This window comes from Corynebacterium sp. HMSC05E07 (assembly GCF_001807225.1).
Classification (GTDB): domain Bacteria; phylum Actinomycetota; class Actinomycetes; order Mycobacteriales; family Mycobacteriaceae; genus Corynebacterium; species Corynebacterium singulare.
On record NZ_KV788225.1, the window covers coordinates 1 to 17,464 of the forward strand.

Sequence of the window (17,464 nt, forward strand, 5' to 3'; positions counted from 1 at the left end):
CAGTCAAGTCAGAAGATTTAAATCAATACGCCCAAACAACTTACTGTTATTTACAATGACGCCGCTTGAAAAAGCGCCATCCGGCATACACCAACCATGCCGCACACACAGCACAACACAGCCAGAACAATAAAAACCAACCAACACAAAAAAGTACATTGGCACACTATTGAGTTCTCACACATCATCCGCACGTTCTTCGCAGCTAACATCTGATGGTTGCTGCTCTGAGCGGCTGGAGTTCATACTCTAGCTAACAAGTTTAATCTTTGTCAACTAGGAGTTAATCTCCGTGTCATCCGCTTGTCGCGGCGACCTCGATAAATATACGCATGGCCCCATATTTCGACAAATCGTCAGGTCATGGCCGATTTTTACTATTCGAAAAGTTCTAAGCTTCGCAAACGGTCTAAAACGACCAATGCCCGTCGAGAATTTCGACGGGCATGATGGCGGTTGCCTTAGCAGCAGATGGTTCGGCTAGCTCAGCTTCGCACCGGCAAAGTTCTTCTTGCCGCGACGCAGCACGAGCCACACACCGTGAAGAAGATCCTCTTCCGCCGGCTCCCAATCATCGGATTCGATGCGCTGGTTATTGACGTACGCGCCGCCCTCCTTAACGGTACGGCGCGCAGCGCCCTTAGAGTCCGCAAGGCCGGAGGCCACTAAAAGATCGATAATGGTGCGCGGCTCGTCGGCTGCGATCTCCGCTACCTCAGTTTCAGAAAGCGCTCCTGCCAGAGTGCCTTCATCCAGATCTGCAAGCTCTGCCTTTCCGAACAGAGCTTGGGCGGCAAGCTCTACAGACTTCGTGGCCTTCTCGCCGTGGACCAGTGTGGTCATTTCCTGAGCCAGGCGTCGCTGTGCCTCGCGACGGAAAGGCTCGTCAGCTACCTTCTGCTCGTAGTCAGCGATTTCTTCCTGAGTCAGGAAGGTAAACCAACGAAGGTAGTCAATAACGACGGAGTCCCCGGCATTCAGGAAGTACTGGTACCAGGCGTAAGGAGACGTCTTCTCCGGATCCAGCCACAGCTTGCCGCCACCGGTGGACTTACCAAACTTTTGCCCCTGCGCATCCGTGACGAGCGGAACAGTCAGGCCATGGACTTTAGCCCCATTGACGCGGCGGTTGAGGTCTACACCGGAAACGATGTTGCCCCACTGATCGCCACCGCCGATTTGGAGTACGCAATCATGCTCATTGTGAAGGTGTACATAGTCATTGGCCTGAAGAAGCATGTAGGAAAACTCGGTGTAGGAAATGCCATCCGATTCCAAGCGGCGCTTCACGGTATCGCGATCCAGCATGGTGTTGAGGGAAAAGTTCTTGCCTACATCACGCAGGAAATCGATGACAGACATCTGAGAAATCCAGTCAGCATTGTTCACCATGGTGGCAGCATTGTCGCCGTCAAAGTTAATGAACTGACGCAACTGCTTCTTGATCGCCACCAAGTTGTCGTTGATGGTCTCCTGGGAGAGCATGGAACGCTCCCCTACATCGCGCGGATCACCAATCTGGCCAGTGGCGCCACCGGCCAAGGCAATTGGGTGGTGTCCTGCTTCCTGGAAACGACGAAGCATAATCATCGGAACGAGGTGACCAGCATGGAGAGAATCTCCAGTCGGGTCGAAACCACAGTACAGAGTGATGGGCTCCTCACAGGCCTCGCGAAGTGCGTCGAGGTCGGTGGATTGGTTAATGAGACCGCGCCACTGCAGCTCATCAATGATGTTCATGAAAGCTCCTTTTTAGATGTCGATACCGTGCTGTGCTGTGAGGACTATTTTTCGGGCGGCCACGGGATCGTGTGGTCGACCAACATGACGGGGATGTCGTTCTCAATGGGATAGGCCACGCCAAGGCGTTCGTTGACCAAGACTTGCTCCTCGGCCAAATATTTCAACGGACCTTTATCCTGCGGACACACCAGGATGTCAAGCAGCTTCGGATCGAGACTCATAGTCGCTAACCCTACACCTCCTTAGATTCGATAGAGGGAAGGGTCCCGTCGTATTCGAGTTTGAGTGCCATCGAGTGATTACGCAGGTTTCGTACCGAATTCTGCGCAATAGCTTCACGGATTTCATCCATCTCACGGCCCAGGATTCCCAGCGACTCGCTCATCTCCTGGACTGCGACGGGATTCTTCAGGTCGGTGACCTCAAGGTAAGACTTCACCAGCTCGTCGGAGTGCTCTTGAATCATGTCGCGTACCAAAGCCTGCTGGTGTGGAGCATCATCCAAACGATGCCAGTTGTTCAGTACCCACAAAGCAGATTCATCGAAGGAATCCCACGCATGCTGGACGGGACCAGGGACCTTGCGGCGACGCAAGTTATAACGGATTCCCTCCAACGTACTGACTAGCTGGCCCGGGCCGGCCTTCGGCGCTTCGAGAACCTTCTCCTGCTTCGGCGGCGTCACCAATCCTGCCGCTGCACCTGCACACACCGCCACAACCGGCCAGAGAAAGCCCAATCCACCGCCGGTGAGCACGTGCAGGATGACAACGAGGGCCGTCACCACACAACCGACGACAACTTTTCGCGAATTCACAGCGTTCATAGGGTTTGCCTCCTAGGAGTAGGCGGAGTTGCTTTACTGGTAGGCACGGATTTCTTCGAATGCCGCAGCGAGATCACCGTTCAGGGCGTCAAAGGTCTTGCCGCCGGTGAGTGCTGCCAGTTCCTGCATTTCCTGGATGTTGGCTTCACCATACAAGATGACGAAGACGGGAATCTCCTTCTTCTCCGGAGGGAGCTGCTCATATGCTTCCTTGAACTGCGCGAACGTGCGTCCGCGAGTCACTTCACCATCAGTCATGAGAACCACAGTGCCTATATCTCCGCTGCTGGTGTCTACCTCGTTGAAGGCGGAGAGGACTGCTTCGAAGGTGGCGGTGTCGCCGTCGGCAACGAGACGCTCCACTCGATCCGCTAGCTCCTTCGTCGTTGCGGGGTTGTCCTTGTCAACCCGGGCACGGGTTGGCTGTTGGGGCTCGGAGGAGTACGGGATGAGTTTAATTTGCTCGCGGTTACGGAAGGCGACCTGGCCCTCGCCGTCGGCGGAGCCATCAGCAGTTCCGTCAATCAACGGAAGCAAACTGTTCTTGAGAAGGTCGATGCGCTGCCCTTCCATCGACCCAGAGGTGTCAAGGACCAAGGCCGTATTGCCCGGATTACGAAGCTCGTGAGCGAAGGCATCCCCTAGGGCCTCCACCGTCTTTTCATTGGCCGGGTACGGCAGCTCAAAGACAGTGCCCGGCAAGTCAGTGTCGTCAACTCGCAGGTGGTAGTCTTTAAGTTTCTCTGGGTGCTCACCCAGCCATTCAGCTAGAGCCTGAACCTTGCCTTCGGCCTCAGTGTCTTGCGAGCTGGACAGCGCTGACAGCGGGTAATCCGCAGAAATGACACCGTCGGAAGGGATGACCACCTCGAGGTCGGCTCCCTCGTCCTTAAGTTGGTACAGCACCGACTCATAATTGAAAATCGCATCAGCCTGCTCTGGGTGCTCTCGGAACCGATCTGCCAGCCAGCCCGAGGAACCCGACGTCAAGGTTTGGTGAGCAAAGAGCTTCTGGACCTTGCCTGTGGCCTGACGGATGTCTGCCTCAGAAAGCGCTCGACCAGTGTCAGCAAACGCCGTCGTCGCCGCAGACAGGGCGGAGAAACCGGAATTCGACGTCGTTGGATCAGTCATACCAAACGTAATCCCGGAGTCCGCTATCTCCTGCCACGTCGGCTGCTTCGTGGTCCAGCCCTTCTCGGTCGCGACGGAGGACTGCACTCCGAGCACCACTGGGGAGCGCGCCACACTAAATTCTTTCCCCAGCTTTCCGTCGGCACCAATAATGCGTGCAAAGCGGTTGGTAGCAAACCACGTGGCATCGTAGGTGCCATCGAATCCGCCCTGCTTGAGGGTATGAGAATTCGCTAGGGTGCCGTCCTCGGTGGTCATCGTGATATCAAAGCCGAGGTCCCGGGAGGCGTCATCAAGCACCGGCGCCAAAGGCTTCAGCTCCGTTGCTGCCACAATGTTGAGGCCGCCGCTAAAGGACGTACCGGAGCCAGGAGTATCCGTGTCATCGAGCAGACCCTCCAAGGAACATGCTGACAACACCATGGCGCTCATCATGGCAAGCAGCACTTTCACAGAGCGAAACATTCGCATTTTCCTTCCTGATGTTCTCACTGTCCGGTCCTAGCTCAGTTCCTTCAACAGCATGTCGTATTGATCCCACATGGGCGGATTTACCTCGTCATCATGCTTGAGGATGTAGTAGCCGTGTTGCAACCCAAAGTTTGCGAAATACTCGGGCTTCACAGTCCGGAGGCCACGTTTCGCCGCCGCTTCTTGGAAGGGCTCCTGACCCAATGCCGCAGCCATCATGTCTCCTTCCTCTGTGCGAGGGACCACCGTGCTGTTGAGTGATGCCGATGGACTCAAAAGCAGCGAGGTGTAGGCCGACATATCCTTACCGTCACGGACAAGACGAAGGTACTGCGCCTCAGTCGTCAGCACCATGGGCATTTCCCCCTTGCCCATCCGTAAAAAGGCATCAAGCATTCCCTGTGATGTGGTCTCACCGTAACCTTGGTCCGCTACGAGAAGGCGGGTGATCTCACCTGCGCGTTCGCGTACTCTCGCCATGTCATCGCGACCAACTTCTTCGGCGGCAGGGCCCATGGCTACGGAATTAATCTCAGCGGCGTATCGCAGGGCGGCATTTGACTCCGTCACTCGCGGTACCGCCACATCTACAGCACGAGGGGAACCAAAAGCCGGACTAATGTCCCGCCAACGTTTATCCTCTAGCGAAAGATCGACCAGCGTGTGAAGGTTGAGCGTTTTGTAGCCATTTTCCTCAGTCACCACGTTATGGGACTTCATGTCTTCGACAAGGTCGCTGTGCACGAGCGCAATAAGTGGTGTGGAAAAGACTTGTGTGGAACTGCCGTCCGACTGCGTACGAACAGTATTAGCGTCCCATGTCTCAAGAGTGTGCGCGGCACCGTCCAGCTCGGTCATAAAAAAGTCATACTTTTTGGGTGAGTTCTCGATGAGCCCAATCATGTCTGGTGCTGAAAACACATCGACTTCAAGCTCAATGTGCCGTTCTTTCAAGGCTTTTATCGTTGCGGGATCCTTGAAGTACTCCTCGTGCTCAGGGCTAATGGCACCTGTGATGTGGTGGACATCCTCAGAGGAATCAAAGTCTGGCATGGAAATTCCCCCACGCCCGATGACGATTGACACCACCGCAATCACAAGAAAAACCGTGGCGGCCACGAAAGACTTGCTGCGTCCTTTCGACGATGGGCTGCTCATGACCTAAATCATAAAGAGTGCTTGCCCACATCGCTGAACTTCACACGCACTCACCCCCACAAAAGTCCCCCGAATTGTCAGGAGCTCAAGCATTCGGAGAATCTCCTGCGGTGAGAAATCACTGAGATGGAGCGCGAGCTCACTGCTCGTCTTTCCTCGCTTGCCTTCGCCGCCAACCACTTTCCTGGTTGCGGCTGCGTCTTTCTCACAGTGGACAGCGACTGGCCACCTTCATAGTTCACAGCCGATGCAACCCCTTGTGCCACCGCCGAGGTGGCAATACAGGGGCCACAGCTTGCTGCCGTGGGAGCTCTCTATGAGCTACGTGGCCGGAATCACAGGGGTACTGGCCCAGTCGCGGAAGCTCGCCGTGAGTTCGTCCACGCGCTGGCGCTGCTCGGCGACTCGTACGCCGGCAGTGCCGCCTTTGGTCGCACGGGAGGCGACAGCACCATCAATGGTGAGTACCTCACGAACCTCTGGAAGCAGGCGCTTATCGACGCCCCTCAGATCCTCGTCCGAGAGATCCACGAGGTCCACCCCGCGGGACTCTGCCAGCTGAACACAAGCGCCGGAAGCCTCGTGCGCCTCACGGAACGGTACTCCCTGACGGACCATCCACTCAGCCAAATCGGTAGCCAGGGTGAAGCCGCGCGGAGCAAGCTCGCGCATGCGGTCCTCGTGGAAGGTCAATGTCTCTACTAGACCAGTCATAGCCGGCAGCAGGAGGTTGAGCTGTGCCACGGAGTCCACGATGGGCTCCTTGTCTTCCTGCAGGTCACGGTTGTACGCCAAAGGTTGGGCCTTCAGGGTGGACAGGAGACCGGTGAGGTTACCGATGAGGCGGCCCGTCTTGCCGCGAGTGAGCTCCGGGACATCCGGGTTCTTCTTCTGCGGCATAATTGAGGAGCCGGTTGACCACGCATCATCCAAGGTCACGTAGCCGTATTCCGGAGTGCACCAATAGACGATTTCCTCCGCCAAGCGCGACATGTCAACGCAGATCTGAGTCAGAACGAAGGCCGTCTCAGCAGCGAAATCACGGGAAGAAGTTCCGTCGAGGGAATTCTCCGCAGAAGAATCGAAACCGAGCTCCTCTGCAATGGCCTCTGGATCCAGGTGCAGCGACGAACCAGCAAGTGCGCCCGAACCATACGGCGAGACCGCCAGACGCTTGTCCAAATCCTGCAAACGTTCTAGGTTGCGCAGCTGCGGCTGTGCATGAGCCAACAACGAGTGCGCGAGAAGCACTGGCTGGGCTGCCTGGGAGTGGGTCTTGCCCGGCATGATGGCATCCGGGTGGGCCGCTGCCTGTTCAGACAACGCCTTGACCAGGTCGGTGACTTGGAGAGCAATGTCGCGAACGGCATCGCGTACCCACATACGGAACAACGTTGCCACTTGATCGTTGCGGGAGCGTCCCGCGCGCAGGCGGCCACCTACCTCTGGGCCGACGATGTCAATAAGACCACGCTCCATGGCTCCATGGACGTCTTCGTCGGTGGGCAATGGCCCGAATTCGCCAGAAGCTACCTTCTCCCCCAGCTCGGTGAGGCCGGAGAGCATGGTGTCGAGGTCGGCGTCGGAAAGCAGCCCAGCCTTATGAAGGACCTTGGCGTGTGCCTTGGACGCTAGAACGTCGTACGGGGCAAGGACCCAGTCGAAGTGAGTAGATACAGACAGGGCGAACATCGCCTCAGAGGGGCCGCCGGAAAAGCGGCCGCCCCATAGGGCACCCTCGTTGGTCTTGTGCATTGCTTCCTTTACTTACTTACCGGTGGGGAAACCGCCGTCGCGGTCACGCTGGTTGGAGATCTGGGTGGACAGGCCGTGCAGCTGGACAAAGCCCTTGGCAGCGGTCTGGTCGAAGGTATCGCCGGTGTCGTAGGTAGCCAGGTCGAAGGAGTACAGAGACTGGCCGGAACGGCGGCCATTGACAGTCGCGGTGCCAGCGTGGAGGACCATGCGGATATCGCCGGTGACGTTCTCCTGAGTGGACTCGGTAAAGGCATCGAGAGAGCGCTTCAGCGGGGAGAACCAGAGGCCGTCGTAGACCTCCTCGGACCAGCGAGCATCGGTCAGGCGCTTGTAGCGGGCCAGCTCGCGTTCGACGGTGACATCCTCAAGCGCCTCATGCGCCTTGATGAGGACCATGGCACCTGGCGCCTCGTAGACCTCACGAGACTTAATGCCAACGAGGCGGTCCTCCACCATGTCGAGGCGGCCAATGCCCTGGGCGCCGGCACGGCGGTTGAGCTCCTCAATGGCCTGCAGCACCGTCACCGGCTTGCCATCGATGGCGGTCGGCACACCTTTATCGAAGGTGATGGTGACCTCATCCGGGGCATTGCCCAGGTCCGGCTGCTCGGTGTAGGCGTAGAGATCCTTTGTCGGCGGGTTCCACAGATCCTCGAGGAAGCCAGTCTCAACGGCGCGGCCCCACACGTTCTGGTCGATGGAGAACGGCGATGCTGCGGACTGCTCAATCGGTAGGTTAATTTCCTCGGCGAAGGCGATGGCCTTGTCACGAGTCCACGCGTAGTCACGTGCCGGTGCGATGATCTCAAGGGCTGGGTCGAGGGCGCGGAAGGATACCTCGAAGCGAACCTGGTCATTACCCTTGCCGGTGCAACCGTGGGACACGTGGGTACCGCCGTGCTCTTGGGCAGCCTCAACGAGGTGCTTGACAATGAGCGGGCGGGAAATGGCAGAAACCAGGGGGTACTGCTTCATGTACATGCCGTTAGCCTTGATGGTGGGCAGGCAGTACTCGTCAGCGAACTCGTCCTTGGCGTCCACTACGATGGACTCGACGGCACCGCAGTCCAAAGCGCGCTGACGCACAGACTCCATGTCCTCGCCGCCCTGACCCAAGTCGAGGGACACGGCAATAACTTCACCGCCGATCATCTTGGCCAGGTAAGGAATGGCGACGGACGTGTCCAGTCCGCCGGAGTATGCAAGCACAACACGTGCAGTCATAGTGAGTTGCTCCTTAGAGTCATACAGATGCTATAAAGCTGATCGGATTTATATTATACAGACTTGCGTATAAATGTTAAATGCTGCGGTTGGTGAGTTTCTCCGCCAGCTCGCGGCCACCAATGTCCTCGCGCGCCAGAATGAAGATAGTGTCGTCACCGGCGATACAGCCCACCACATCAGGCAGTCCAACGCGATCGATGAAGGACGCAAGATACTGCGCGGCACCCGCCGGAGTACGGAGCATAGCGATATTTCCCGAGTAATCATGGGATACCACGAGCTCGTCCAGCATGCGGCGCAGCTTTTCACGAGGTCCATTGAGCTGGTCCTCGAACTGCTCCAGTTCACCTCCCACGACATAAAAGGACCGGCCTCCATCACGCTTAACCTTCTTGGCACCAAGTTCATCGAGGTCGCGCGAGAGGGTGGCCTGGGTGATGTCGATTCCTTCGTCGAGAAGCAGCTCTGAGAGCTGCACCTGACTGGTCACTCGGGTTCGATCAAGAATCTCCAGGATCTTGGCCTGGCGCGCGTTGCGAGTCGTAGGAGTCGTCGTCATATTTTTAGCGCTCCTCCTGGTGAGCCAGAAGCCACACCAGCAGTGCCTTCTGCGCGTGGAGACGGTTTTCCGCCTCGTCGAAGACACGGGACTGCGGGCCGTCAATGACCTCAGCGGTCACCTCATTACCGCGGTATGCCGGCAAGCAGTGCAAAAAGATAGCGTCGTCCTTTGCACGGGCCATCAACTCACTGTTGACTTGGTACGGAAGGAAGGGAGTACGGCGATCTTTGCCATCATCCTCCTGCCCCATCGATACCCAGGTGTCAGTGATGACGACGTCCGCACCTGCAAGCGCCTCGAGGGAATCGGTCACCGTCACCGTACCGCGCTCGCGCGCTCGGTCTACGAACTTCTTCTCGGGCTGGAAACCTTCGGGTGCGATGATCACCATCTCCATGCCTGCGGTGGCGAAACCCAGCATGTAGGAGTTAGCCATATTGTTATTGCCATCGCCCACATACACAGCCTTTAGGCCAGCCAGCTCGCCGAAGCTTTCGCGGCACGTCACGAGATCCGCCAGAATTTGGCATGGGTGGAGATCATCGGAGAGCGCGTTGATGATGGGCACAGTGGCCGTTTCAGCCATCTCGAGCAAATTCTGATGGGCGTAGGTGCGCCACACAATGGCCTCAACAAAGCGTGAAAGCACGGCTGCAGTGTCCTGGTACGTCTCGCCTTTGCCCATCTGGGTGGACTTGGTTTCAGTCACGATAGCGTGGCCGCCGAGGTGGGCAATGCCCGCCTCAAAGGAAAAACGTGTGCGCGTCGAGGTCTTGTCAAAAAGTACCGCCACCGACTTCGGCCCCTCCAAGGGGCGCTCGGAGAACGGGTCCTTCTTGAGCTTCAGGGCGAGGTCAAGAACCTCGGCTTGCTCCTGTGGCGTGAGGTCATCATCTGCCAAGAAATGGCGAGGACTCATCCAACTTCCTCCAATACTTTATGCAAGCGTCCGACGGCCTGCGCTAGTTCGTCATCGGTGATTACCAGCGGCGGGGTCAGTCGAAGGACCTCGCTACTGGGGGCATTAAGGATGAGACCGTGCTTGAGACCCACGGCCACAGCCTCCTTTGCCACCGCTTTATTTAATACAACACCTAGCATAAGCCCTCGCCCACGCACAGATGACACGAACGGGGAGTTCCCTACTTCACGGCGCAGCCACTCACCCTTACGGGTGACATCGGCGAGGAAGGGGGCGTCAACAAGCTCGAGTACTGCTGACGCCGCCGCACAGGACACGGGATTGCCTCCGAAGGTGGTGCCGTGGCTTCCGGGAGTGAACAAATCCTTAGCCTGACCACGTGCAATTGTGGCACCGATGGGCATGCCAGCGCCCAGACCTTTGGCCATGGTAATGACGTCTGGGAGTACACCCTCGTGTTGGAACGCGAAGAAATCCCCGGTTCGACCCACGCCAGTTTGCACTTCATCAACGATCATGAGGATTCCATGTTTATGGCAGAGCTCACGAATCGCCGTGAGGAATCCCTCGGGCGCGGGAATGACGCCCGTCTCTCCTTGGATCGGTTCCACAATGATGGCGGCCGTGTTGTCAGGGTCCTGCTCCACCAGAGTGGTCAAATAATCACTGTCCCCGTACGTGTAAAACTCCACGCCACCAGGGAAAGGTTCAAAATCCTTGCGCTTGCCGGGCTGGCCGGTCATGGCTAAAGAACCCATCGTGCGACCATGGAAGCCGTGGTGTGCAGCGAGAATTCGACGACGGCCTGTCAAACGCGCAAGCTTGAAAGCAGCTTCATTTGCCTCGGCGCCGGAATTAGAGAAGAACACGCGCGCATCCTTGTCCCCCACCTTTTCCAGTAGCTTTCCGGCGGCGTCGACCACGGGCTTGCTGGCGAAAAGGTTGGACACGTGCCCCAACGTGGCAACCTGAGCATTCACCGCTTCCACGATCGCTGGATGCGCATGGCCCAACGAGTTCACCGCGATACCGGCCAAGAGGTCAATGTAGTCCTTGCCTTCTTCGTCCGTGACAGTGGAACCATGACCGGACACTAAAGCCACTGGCGGGGTTCCGTATGTGTTGCTGAGAACCTCTCCCCACCGTTCGGTCAATGTAATGTTTTCAGTCACTGCGTATCGTCCTTCCTAAAGACGGTTCCCTCTGGGTAATCCTCACGGTTGTAGTTGTTGGGCAGCACCATCGTGCCAATGCCTCCCATGGTGAGCAGTTCCAACAGCACGGCGTGGGCAATGCGACCATCAATGACGTGGGCAGCATTTACCCCACTCTCGACGGCCATAAGGCACGACTCCATCTTGGGGATCATTCCGGAGTCCAGGCCGGGAAGGAGGTTTTTCAGCTTGTCAATCTCAATTTTGGACACGAGTGAGTCACGATTAGGCCAGTCGGTGTACAAGCCCTCCACATTGGTGAGGATGACAAGGCGCTCCGCCCCCAGTGCCTTGGCCAGCGCTCCCGCGGCGACATCGGCGTTGATGTTGTACACCTCGCCGTCCTGACCGGGCGCGATGGTGGATACCACCGGAATGCGACCGGCTTCAATAATGTCCATCACCGCCGCCGGGTTGACGCTGACGATATCGCCCACCATCCCGATGTCCGTCGGCTCACCGTCCACCTGCACCAGGCGCTTGCGGGCCGAAAACAACCCTGCATCTTCGCCAGAGGTTCCTACCGCGTACGGGCCGTGGGAATTAATGAGGTTGACCAGGCCGCGGCCGACCTGCCCGAAGAGCACCATGCGCACCACGTCCATGATTTCCGGGGTGGTGACACGGAACCCACCCTTGAACTCGCCCTCGATGCCCAGCTTGCCCAGCATCTCGTTGATCTGCGGTCCCCCGCCGTGCACCACGACAGGCTTGGCCCCCACCGTGCGCAGAAACACCATATCCGCGGCAAATGCAGCCTTGAGGGACTCATCCACCATGGCATTCCCGCCATACTTGACCACGACAATCTTGTCGCGGTAGTGCTGCAGCCACGGGAGCGCTTCTGCGAGCACCGTCGCCCGATCAGCATTGTTGAGGCCTTGAATCATGAGCATGTCCTCCCTAGGAGCTATACGCGGAGTTGATCTCCACGTAGTCGTGGGACAGGTCGGTGGTGCGCACGAAAGCCGTGCCGGCTCCACCAGTTCCCAGGTCCACGCGGACGTCGATATCCGCACCGGACAGGTCCACCTCGCGCGCGCCGGGCGTGCCTGTGGAAGCAACGCACACGGGCTGATCATTGAAGTAGACGGAAATGTTGTCGGGGTCCATGTCGGCCTCGGCCATACCGACGGCGGCCAGCACGCGGCCCCAGTTTGGGTCGGAGCCGAACATGGCACATTTGAACAGGTTGTCGCGCCCCAGTGTGCGGGCAGCATTGAGTGCCTGGGCATCGCTGCCGGTGCCCTCGACGGTGATCTTGACGCGCTTGGTGACACCCTCGGCGTCGGCCTGCAGCTGGTCCGCGAGGTCGGAGCACACCGCAAGGACGGCGGCGTCGAGCTCCTCCTGGCTCGGCTCCACCCCTGAGGCCCCAGAGGCAAGCAGGACCACGGTGTCATTGGTGGAGGTCGAGCCATCGACATCCAGCGTGTTGAAGGTGAGGTCGCTGGCCTTCTGCAGGGCGGACTGAAGGGCCTGTGCGCTAGCGACAGCATCCGTGGTGAGGCACACCAGCATGGTGGCCAGCGAGGGCGCCATCATTCCCACGCCCTTGCCCATCGCACCCACGGTCCACCCCGGACCGTCATAGCCAGCTTCTTTGCTCACGGTGTCTGTGGTCAAGATGGCCTCGGCCGCGGCGTGCGCATAGGCGGAATCTGCACCAAGATCGTGAGCCACCGTCTCAATGCCCGCGAGCACCTTCTCCATGGGAAGGGGCTCCCCGATGAGTCCCGTCGAGCATACGGCGATGTCCGCTGCAGTGACACCAGCCTGCTCGGACACTGCGGCAACCATCGCGGCGGCGTCCTTGTCGCCCTGCGCGCCGGTGCACGCGTTGGCGTTGCCGGAGTTATACACCACCGCCTTAAGCTTCCCGTTGGCCACGGCCTGGCGCGAGAGCTTCACCGGGGAGGCGACCACGCGATTGCGGGTAAACACCGCCGCGGCGTCGAAACGCGGGCCTTGGTTGACCACGAGGGCCATATCAGGCTTGCCGGAGGGCTTGATTCCGGCGGTCGTGGCGCCGGCAAGAAAGCCGGCAGGGGTGGTAATCATGGGGGTTTCTCCTTGAGATGATGATGGGATGAGTGGGTTAAGCGGACCTACCACAGTGGCGCGGATTAGGGCGCTACGGCGGCCATGGGAAGGCCGAGGGTTTCCTCCCACTTCTGAGTCAGGTTGAGGCACTGGATGGCGGCACCGGCGGTGCCCTTGCACAGGTTGTCGATTGCAGCGGTAATGATCAGGCGCCCAGCGTTGTTGTCCACGTGCGCCTGTAGGTGCGCCATGTTGGTGCCCACGACGTTCTGGGTTTCCGGCTGCTGGCCCTCCGGCAGCACGTGACAGAAGGGCTCGTCTGCATAAAATTCATTGAAGACCTCCGTCACGCGGCGCTGATCCGTTCCGTGCGTCAGCGGGGCGGTCACCGTGGCGAGGATGCCGCGCGGCAGCGGCGCTAGGACGGGAGTGAAGCTGATACTCACCTCATGCTCAGTGAATGGCTGGAGGTTTTGGACCACTTCCGGGGTGTGGCGGTGAGTCCCGCCGGGTTTGTAGGCCTTGAGGTTGCCCATGGTTTCCGCACCCAGTTGGGCCACAGAGGCCTTCTTTCCCGCACCGGATACACCGGTGATGGCGATGACAGACAGGTCCGGTTCCACGAGCCCCCGGGCCACGGCGGGAAGCGCGGCCAAGGTAATCGCCGTGGGGAAACATCCCGGCACGGCCACCCGGTTACTCCCCCGCAGCTGCTCGCGGTTACCGGGAATCTCCGGGATGCCGTAGGGCCAACTCCCGGCGTACTCGCCCCCGTAATACGCATCCCAGTCCGCCCGGTTTCGCAGGCGGAAGTCCGCCGCACAGTCGATGACCGTAACGCCTTCTCCCAGCTGGCGCCCGATGTCGGCGGAGTGGCCGTGCGGCAACGCCAAGAAGACCACATCGTGCCCGGATAGCACATCGGCAGTGGTGTCCTCGATGACCCTGCCTGCCAGCTGCGGCAGGTGCGGCATGAGCCGGGAGACTTCTTGGCCTGCCGTGGAGTGCCCAGTCAGCGCGCCGAGGCGCAGCTCACCGGACAGAAATGCTGGGTGGGATAGCAGGAGGCGGAGTATTTCGCCGCCCGCATATCCCGTGGCTCCGGCAAGTGTTACTGAAATAGTCATACAGCCACACTAGCAAATAATGCAGTGGGCTGTATGTTATTCAGTATTCAATTCTTAATCCCGCTTCCCCTTACAGTGCGCGGGAGGACACCTGACCCAGGCCCTCGGGCCCGGACACTGCAGTCTTGCCGGCATATCCCTTGTAGCCCTGCGGGGAGACGAAATGCAGGCCACCCTTCGCGTCAGCGATAACGGTGAGCTCGTTGTACTGGCGCACCTGGCCCGGCTGGATGTGGTCGAATGACGTGGACATGAGCCCCTGGTTGTAGCAGCCCGCGTACGTGCGGCCGGCGTAATAGCTGTACTGCGGCGCCTTCTGCCCCGGAGGGTTGCACTCCGGACGGGTGACGCGCGCACCCTCGGAGAGGCAGCTGATGTAGGTACCGTCCATAGTGGTGAAGTCGCACTTCACGGATCCATCAGAATTGGCAAAACCTTGAGCAATATCGGCCGACGCTAGCGGCGCGGACACTAGCGCGCCGCCGACGAGGGCGGCTGCAGCGAGGCGGGACACAGAACGCATAATGTCGAATTCCTTTCGTGGTGAGTAACGCTCTACCGGAAAGAATATGGCGCAGGACACATATGCGCCACCGCTAGGGGATCTTTCCCCGGATAGACCACCGACCCGCCATCCCCCACAACGGCGAAAGCCGCCCGCAGGTACGTACTAGACACGTAAGCTGCGGGCGGCTGAGGCGGAACGCCCCCTAAAAGCGGGAGCGGGCTCTGCCGATTTCTTTAGGCGCGCATCTCCGCGTTGAGGCGCTGCTTAGCCAACTCGGCGGCGGCCAGGCGGTGCTCGTTGACTTCGTCATCGGTCAGCGTGCGGTCGCTAGCGCGGAAGAGAAGCTGGAAGGCCAGGGACTTCTTGCCTTCACCCAGTTGCTCACCACGGAAGACGTCGAAGAGTTCCACGGACTCCAGCAGCTCGCCGGCGCCTTCTTCGACGACCTTGCGGACCTGCTCGGCCGGGGTGGTCTCATCGACAACCAGGGCGATGTCCTGGTGCAGGGCCGGGAAAGCGGACAGCATCGGTGCCGGGAACTTCTCCTCCAGCGGCAGTGCCGTCACATCCAGCTCCATCGCGCAGGTGCGGGCCGGAAGATCCAGGGCCTCGAGCACCTGCGGGTGCAGCTCACCCGCGTAGCCCACGACGGTCTTCGCCTCGTCCGTGAGGACAATGGCAGCACAGCGCCCCGGGTGCCACGGCAGCTGCTCGGCGGACTCGACCTCGACGTCGACGCCAGCGGCGCGCGCCACCTGACGCGCGGACTCGATGGCATCGGCGTAGGTGTAGGCGCGTCCGGCACCCCACGGACCCTCGTGCTCGATTGCGCCGGTGGCGACGGTTGCTACGTGCAGCGGCTGCTCTGGAAGGGTACCGAGGAGATCGGCGACGACCTCATCAGACGGGCGGGACTCCACCGACGGCATCGGGGAGGCTTCAGCGCGTTTGAAGGCCACCTGTTGGAGGCCAAAGAGAGCCAGGTCGCTGCGGCCGCGGGCGACGTTGCGGGCGATGGCCTCAAGCATGTTGGGCAGCAGCGTGGTAGACAGCACCGCCTTGTCTGCCTCGAGTGGGTTCTGCACCGGCACGGTCTGACGGCGCGGATCGTCCTTGTCCAAGCCCCAGACGTCGAAGGTGTCGTTGGCAATAAACGGCGCAGGCAGCACCTCGGCGTAGCCGGCGTAGGCCAGGCCATGACCGATAGCGCGGCGGCGCTTCTGCGCCGGAGTCAGGCCGCGTCCGCCGGCCGGGGTCGGCAGCACGGTCGGGATATCCTCCAGACCTTCCAGGCGCAGGACTTCCTCAATGAGGTCCACGTCCATGGAGATATCCGTACGCCACGTGGCCGGGGTAACCTGCAGCTCATCACCGTTGTCGGTGACGTCACAGCCCACCTCACGCAGGCGCTGGATGACAGTCTCACGGGAGTACTCCACACCGGCGTACTCACTGGGCTTCGCTGTGCGAAGGGAGATGGGCTCGCGCTTGGCGACGTCCCCCACGAGCGTCCGGCCGGACTCGATAGTGCCGCCGGCAATCTGCTGTAGGAGTGCGCATGCCATATCGAGAGCAACCTCAACAATCGCCGGGTCAACGCCACGTTCGAAGCGGCGAGAAGCCTCAGAGGACAGCTTGTGGCGACGAGAGGTACGCGCAACGGTAATAGGATCCCAGATCGCGGCCTCAAAATAGACATCCGTGGTTTCATCCGAAATCTCGGAGGTCGTACCGCCCATGACACCGGCTAGGGACTGGATGCCGTTGTCATCGCAAATAACAACATCCCCTGCTGACAGCTCACGCTTGACGTGGTCCAGGGTCTCGAACTTTTCACCCTCCGTAGCGTTGCGGACCACTAGGTCACCGCTAACGATATTCGCATCGAACGCGTGCATTGGTGCTCCAAGAAGAAGCATGACGTAATTGGTGACGTCAGTAGCAACATTGACGCTACGCTGGCCAGAAAGCATAAGCTCACGTTCCATCCAGAACGGAGTGCGGGCAGCCGGGTCGATGCCGCTGACCTTGCGCACACCGAATCGCTGAGCCTTGGTCTCCTCGCGCAAGTCAACAGCGATGAGCTCGCCCTGTGCCTCCGGCACGGCAGAGGTATCGATGCCAGCCACGCCCGGGTCTTGGGACACATCCGGGAACGTCAGGTCGAAGGCCGAAGCGACCTCTCGCGTCAGTCCACGTGCAGACAGTGCGTATCCGCGATCCGGGGTGATGTTGACGTCAAAGACGGTGTCTGACAGCCCAATGATGGGACGGGCGTCCTCTCCAATCTTGTCCGCTACCTCATCACCCAGCACGATAATGCCGTCAGCCTTCGGGCCGAATCCGAGCTCGGCGGCGGAACACATCATGCCGTTGGAGATGTGGTCATAGGTCTCACGCGCGGCGATTTTGAAACCGCCAGGCAGCTCAGCCCCCGGAAGGGAGACCACCACGTAGTCGTTAAGGCGGAAGTTTCGGGCACCGCAAATAATGCCCTGCAGCTCCCCCGTACCATTGGCCTGCCCCACGTTGACCTGGCAATAGCGAATCGGCTTCTTAAACTGCGTGAGTTCCTCGATCTCAACGACCTGGCCAATCACGAGCGGGCCCGTAGTCTCCGGAAGCGCCTCGTAGCCCTCCGTTTCGAAGCCCACGCGGACGAATCCGGAATCGAGGTCCTCAGAGGACACGCTCCAGCCGGAGTTTGCAGTGCCCAGGATGCGGGTAACCCAGTCTTGGGAAATAAGCATTGTTCTTCTCTATCCTTTCTG

At 59.5% G+C, this 17,464-nt stretch carries 15 protein-coding genes; all 15 read right to left on the reverse strand.

What is annotated here, in order from left to right; translation table 11 throughout:
- Positions 1 to 480 precede the first annotated feature (480 nt).
- The 15 genes from tyrS to pheT all read right to left on the reverse strand — a co-directional run bounded on the left by tyrS (position 481) and on the right by pheT (position 17,443).
- Complete coding sequence (gene tyrS / locus HMPREF3149_RS06065; RefSeq protein WP_042530980.1) at positions 481 to 1,740, reverse strand: tyrosine--tRNA ligase; 1,260 nt, start codon at positions 1,738 to 1,740, stop codon at positions 481 to 483.
- A 44-nt stretch (positions 1,741 to 1,784) separates the two neighbouring features.
- Positions 1,785 to 1,964, reverse strand: a complete 180-nt coding sequence (locus tag HMPREF3149_RS06070) for a Trm112 family protein (RefSeq protein WP_042530982.1) — start codon at positions 1,962 to 1,964, stop codon at positions 1,785 to 1,787.
- Positions 1,965 to 1,975: 11 nt separating this feature from the next.
- Entirely contained in the window at positions 1,976 to 2,569 is a 594-nt protein-coding gene (locus HMPREF3149_RS06075) for a hypothetical protein (RefSeq protein ID WP_042530984.1), read from the reverse strand.
- Positions 2,570 to 2,602: 33 nt separating this feature from the next.
- Positions 2,603 to 4,168, reverse strand: coding sequence for a vWA domain-containing protein (locus HMPREF3149_RS06080; protein ID WP_070537126.1), 1,566 nt, complete (start codon positions 4,166 to 4,168; stop codon positions 2,603 to 2,605).
- Positions 4,169 to 4,204: 36 nt separating this feature from the next.
- A complete protein-coding gene (locus HMPREF3149_RS06085) occupies positions 4,205 to 5,227 on the reverse strand; it encodes a hypothetical protein (protein WP_141741460.1) in 1,023 nt (340 codons plus the stop codon).
- A 426-nt stretch (positions 5,228 to 5,653) separates the two neighbouring features.
- Positions 5,654 to 7,087 carry an argininosuccinate lyase gene (gene argH / locus HMPREF3149_RS06090; RefSeq protein ID WP_070537128.1) on the reverse strand — a complete coding sequence of 478 codons (1,434 nt, stop codon included), beginning with the start codon at positions 7,085 to 7,087 and terminating at the stop codon, positions 5,654 to 5,656.
- Between the two features lie 12 nt (positions 7,088 to 7,099).
- Positions 7,100 to 8,314, reverse strand: coding sequence for an argininosuccinate synthase (locus tag HMPREF3149_RS06095; protein WP_070537129.1), 1,215 nt, complete (start codon positions 8,312 to 8,314; stop codon positions 7,100 to 7,102).
- 76 nt (positions 8,315 to 8,390) lie between these two features.
- Positions 8,391 to 8,876 (reverse strand): arginine repressor, encoded by a 486-nt coding sequence (locus HMPREF3149_RS06100; RefSeq protein WP_042530992.1) that lies wholly within the window; start codon positions 8,874 to 8,876, stop codon positions 8,391 to 8,393.
- Positions 8,877 to 8,880: 4 nt separating this feature from the next.
- Positions 8,881 to 9,798, reverse strand: coding sequence for an ornithine carbamoyltransferase (gene argF / locus HMPREF3149_RS06105; protein WP_070537130.1), 918 nt, complete (start codon positions 9,796 to 9,798; stop codon positions 8,881 to 8,883).
- The gene (locus HMPREF3149_RS06110; RefSeq protein WP_070537190.1) at positions 9,795 to 10,961 is read right to left on the reverse strand and encodes an acetylornithine transaminase; all 1,167 of its coding nucleotides are present in this window, start codon (positions 10,959 to 10,961) and stop codon (positions 9,795 to 9,797) included. The genes argF and HMPREF3149_RS06110 overlap by 4 nt, the downstream gene beginning before the upstream one ends.
- A gap of 8 nt (positions 10,962 to 10,969) precedes the next feature.
- Entirely contained in the window at positions 10,970 to 11,905 is a 936-nt protein-coding gene (argB, locus tag HMPREF3149_RS06115; protein ID WP_070537189.1) for an acetylglutamate kinase, read from the reverse strand.
- Between the two features lie 13 nt (positions 11,906 to 11,918).
- Positions 11,919 to 13,076, reverse strand: coding sequence for a bifunctional glutamate N-acetyltransferase/amino-acid acetyltransferase ArgJ (gene argJ, locus HMPREF3149_RS06120; RefSeq protein WP_070537131.1), 1,158 nt, complete (start codon positions 13,074 to 13,076; stop codon positions 11,919 to 11,921).
- Positions 13,077 to 13,141: 65 nt separating this feature from the next.
- The gene (argC, locus tag HMPREF3149_RS06125; RefSeq protein ID WP_070537132.1) at positions 13,142 to 14,185 is read right to left on the reverse strand and encodes an N-acetyl-gamma-glutamyl-phosphate reductase; all 1,044 of its coding nucleotides are present in this window, start codon (positions 14,183 to 14,185) and stop codon (positions 13,142 to 13,144) included.
- A 70-nt stretch (positions 14,186 to 14,255) separates the two neighbouring features.
- On the reverse strand, positions 14,256 to 14,708 hold the full coding sequence (locus HMPREF3149_RS06130) for a hypothetical protein (protein ID WP_070537133.1): 453 nt from the start codon (positions 14,706 to 14,708) through the stop codon (positions 14,256 to 14,258).
- Positions 14,709 to 14,926: 218 nt separating this feature from the next.
- Positions 14,927 to 17,443: a phenylalanine--tRNA ligase subunit beta gene (gene pheT, locus HMPREF3149_RS06135; protein ID WP_070537134.1), complete on the reverse strand. Its 2,517-nt coding sequence runs from the start codon at positions 17,441 to 17,443 to the stop codon at positions 14,927 to 14,929.
- Positions 17,444 to 17,464 lie beyond the last annotated feature (21 nt).

Coding starts and splice junctions, on each gene's coding strand:
- tyrS (WP_042530980.1), bottom strand. CDS start 1,740: ATGAACATCATTGATGAGCTGCAGTGGCGCGGTCTCATTAACCAATCC.
- HMPREF3149_RS06070 (WP_042530982.1), bottom strand. CDS start 1,964: ATGAGTCTCGATCCGAAGCTGCTTGACATCCTGGTGTGTCCGCAGGAT.
- HMPREF3149_RS06075 (WP_042530984.1), bottom strand. CDS start 2,569: ATGAACGCTGTGAATTCGCGAAAAGTTGTCGTCGGTTGTGTGGTGACG.
- HMPREF3149_RS06080 (WP_070537126.1), bottom strand. CDS start 4,168: ATGTTTCGCTCTGTGAAAGTGCTGCTTGCCATGATGAGCGCCATGGTG.
- HMPREF3149_RS06085 (WP_141741460.1), bottom strand. CDS start 5,227: ATGCCAGACTTTGATTCCTCTGAGGATGTCCACCACATCACAGGTGCC.
- argH (WP_070537128.1), bottom strand. CDS start 7,087: ATGCACAAGACCAACGAGGGTGCCCTATGGGGCGGCCGCTTTTCCGGC.
- HMPREF3149_RS06095 (WP_070537129.1), bottom strand. CDS start 8,314: ATGACTGCACGTGTTGTGCTTGCATACTCCGGCGGACTGGACACGTCC.
- HMPREF3149_RS06100 (WP_042530992.1), bottom strand. CDS start 8,876: ATGACGACGACTCCTACGACTCGCAACGCGCGCCAGGCCAAGATCCTG.
- argF (WP_070537130.1), bottom strand. CDS start 9,798: ATGAGTCCTCGCCATTTCTTGGCAGATGATGACCTCACGCCACAGGAG.
- argB (WP_070537189.1), bottom strand. CDS start 11,905: ATGATTCAAGGCCTCAACAATGCTGATCGGGCGACGGTGCTCGCAGAA.
- argJ (WP_070537131.1), bottom strand. CDS start 13,076: ATGATTACCACCCCTGCCGGCTTTCTTGCCGGCGCCACGACCGCCGGA.
- argC (WP_070537132.1), bottom strand. CDS start 14,185: ATGACTATTTCAGTAACACTTGCCGGAGCCACGGGATATGCGGGCGGC.
- HMPREF3149_RS06130 (WP_070537133.1), bottom strand. CDS start 14,708: ATGCGTTCTGTGTCCCGCCTCGCTGCAGCCGCCCTCGTCGGCGGCGCG.
- pheT (WP_070537134.1), bottom strand. CDS start 17,443: ATGCTTATTTCCCAAGACTGGGTTACCCGCATCCTGGGCACTGCAAAC.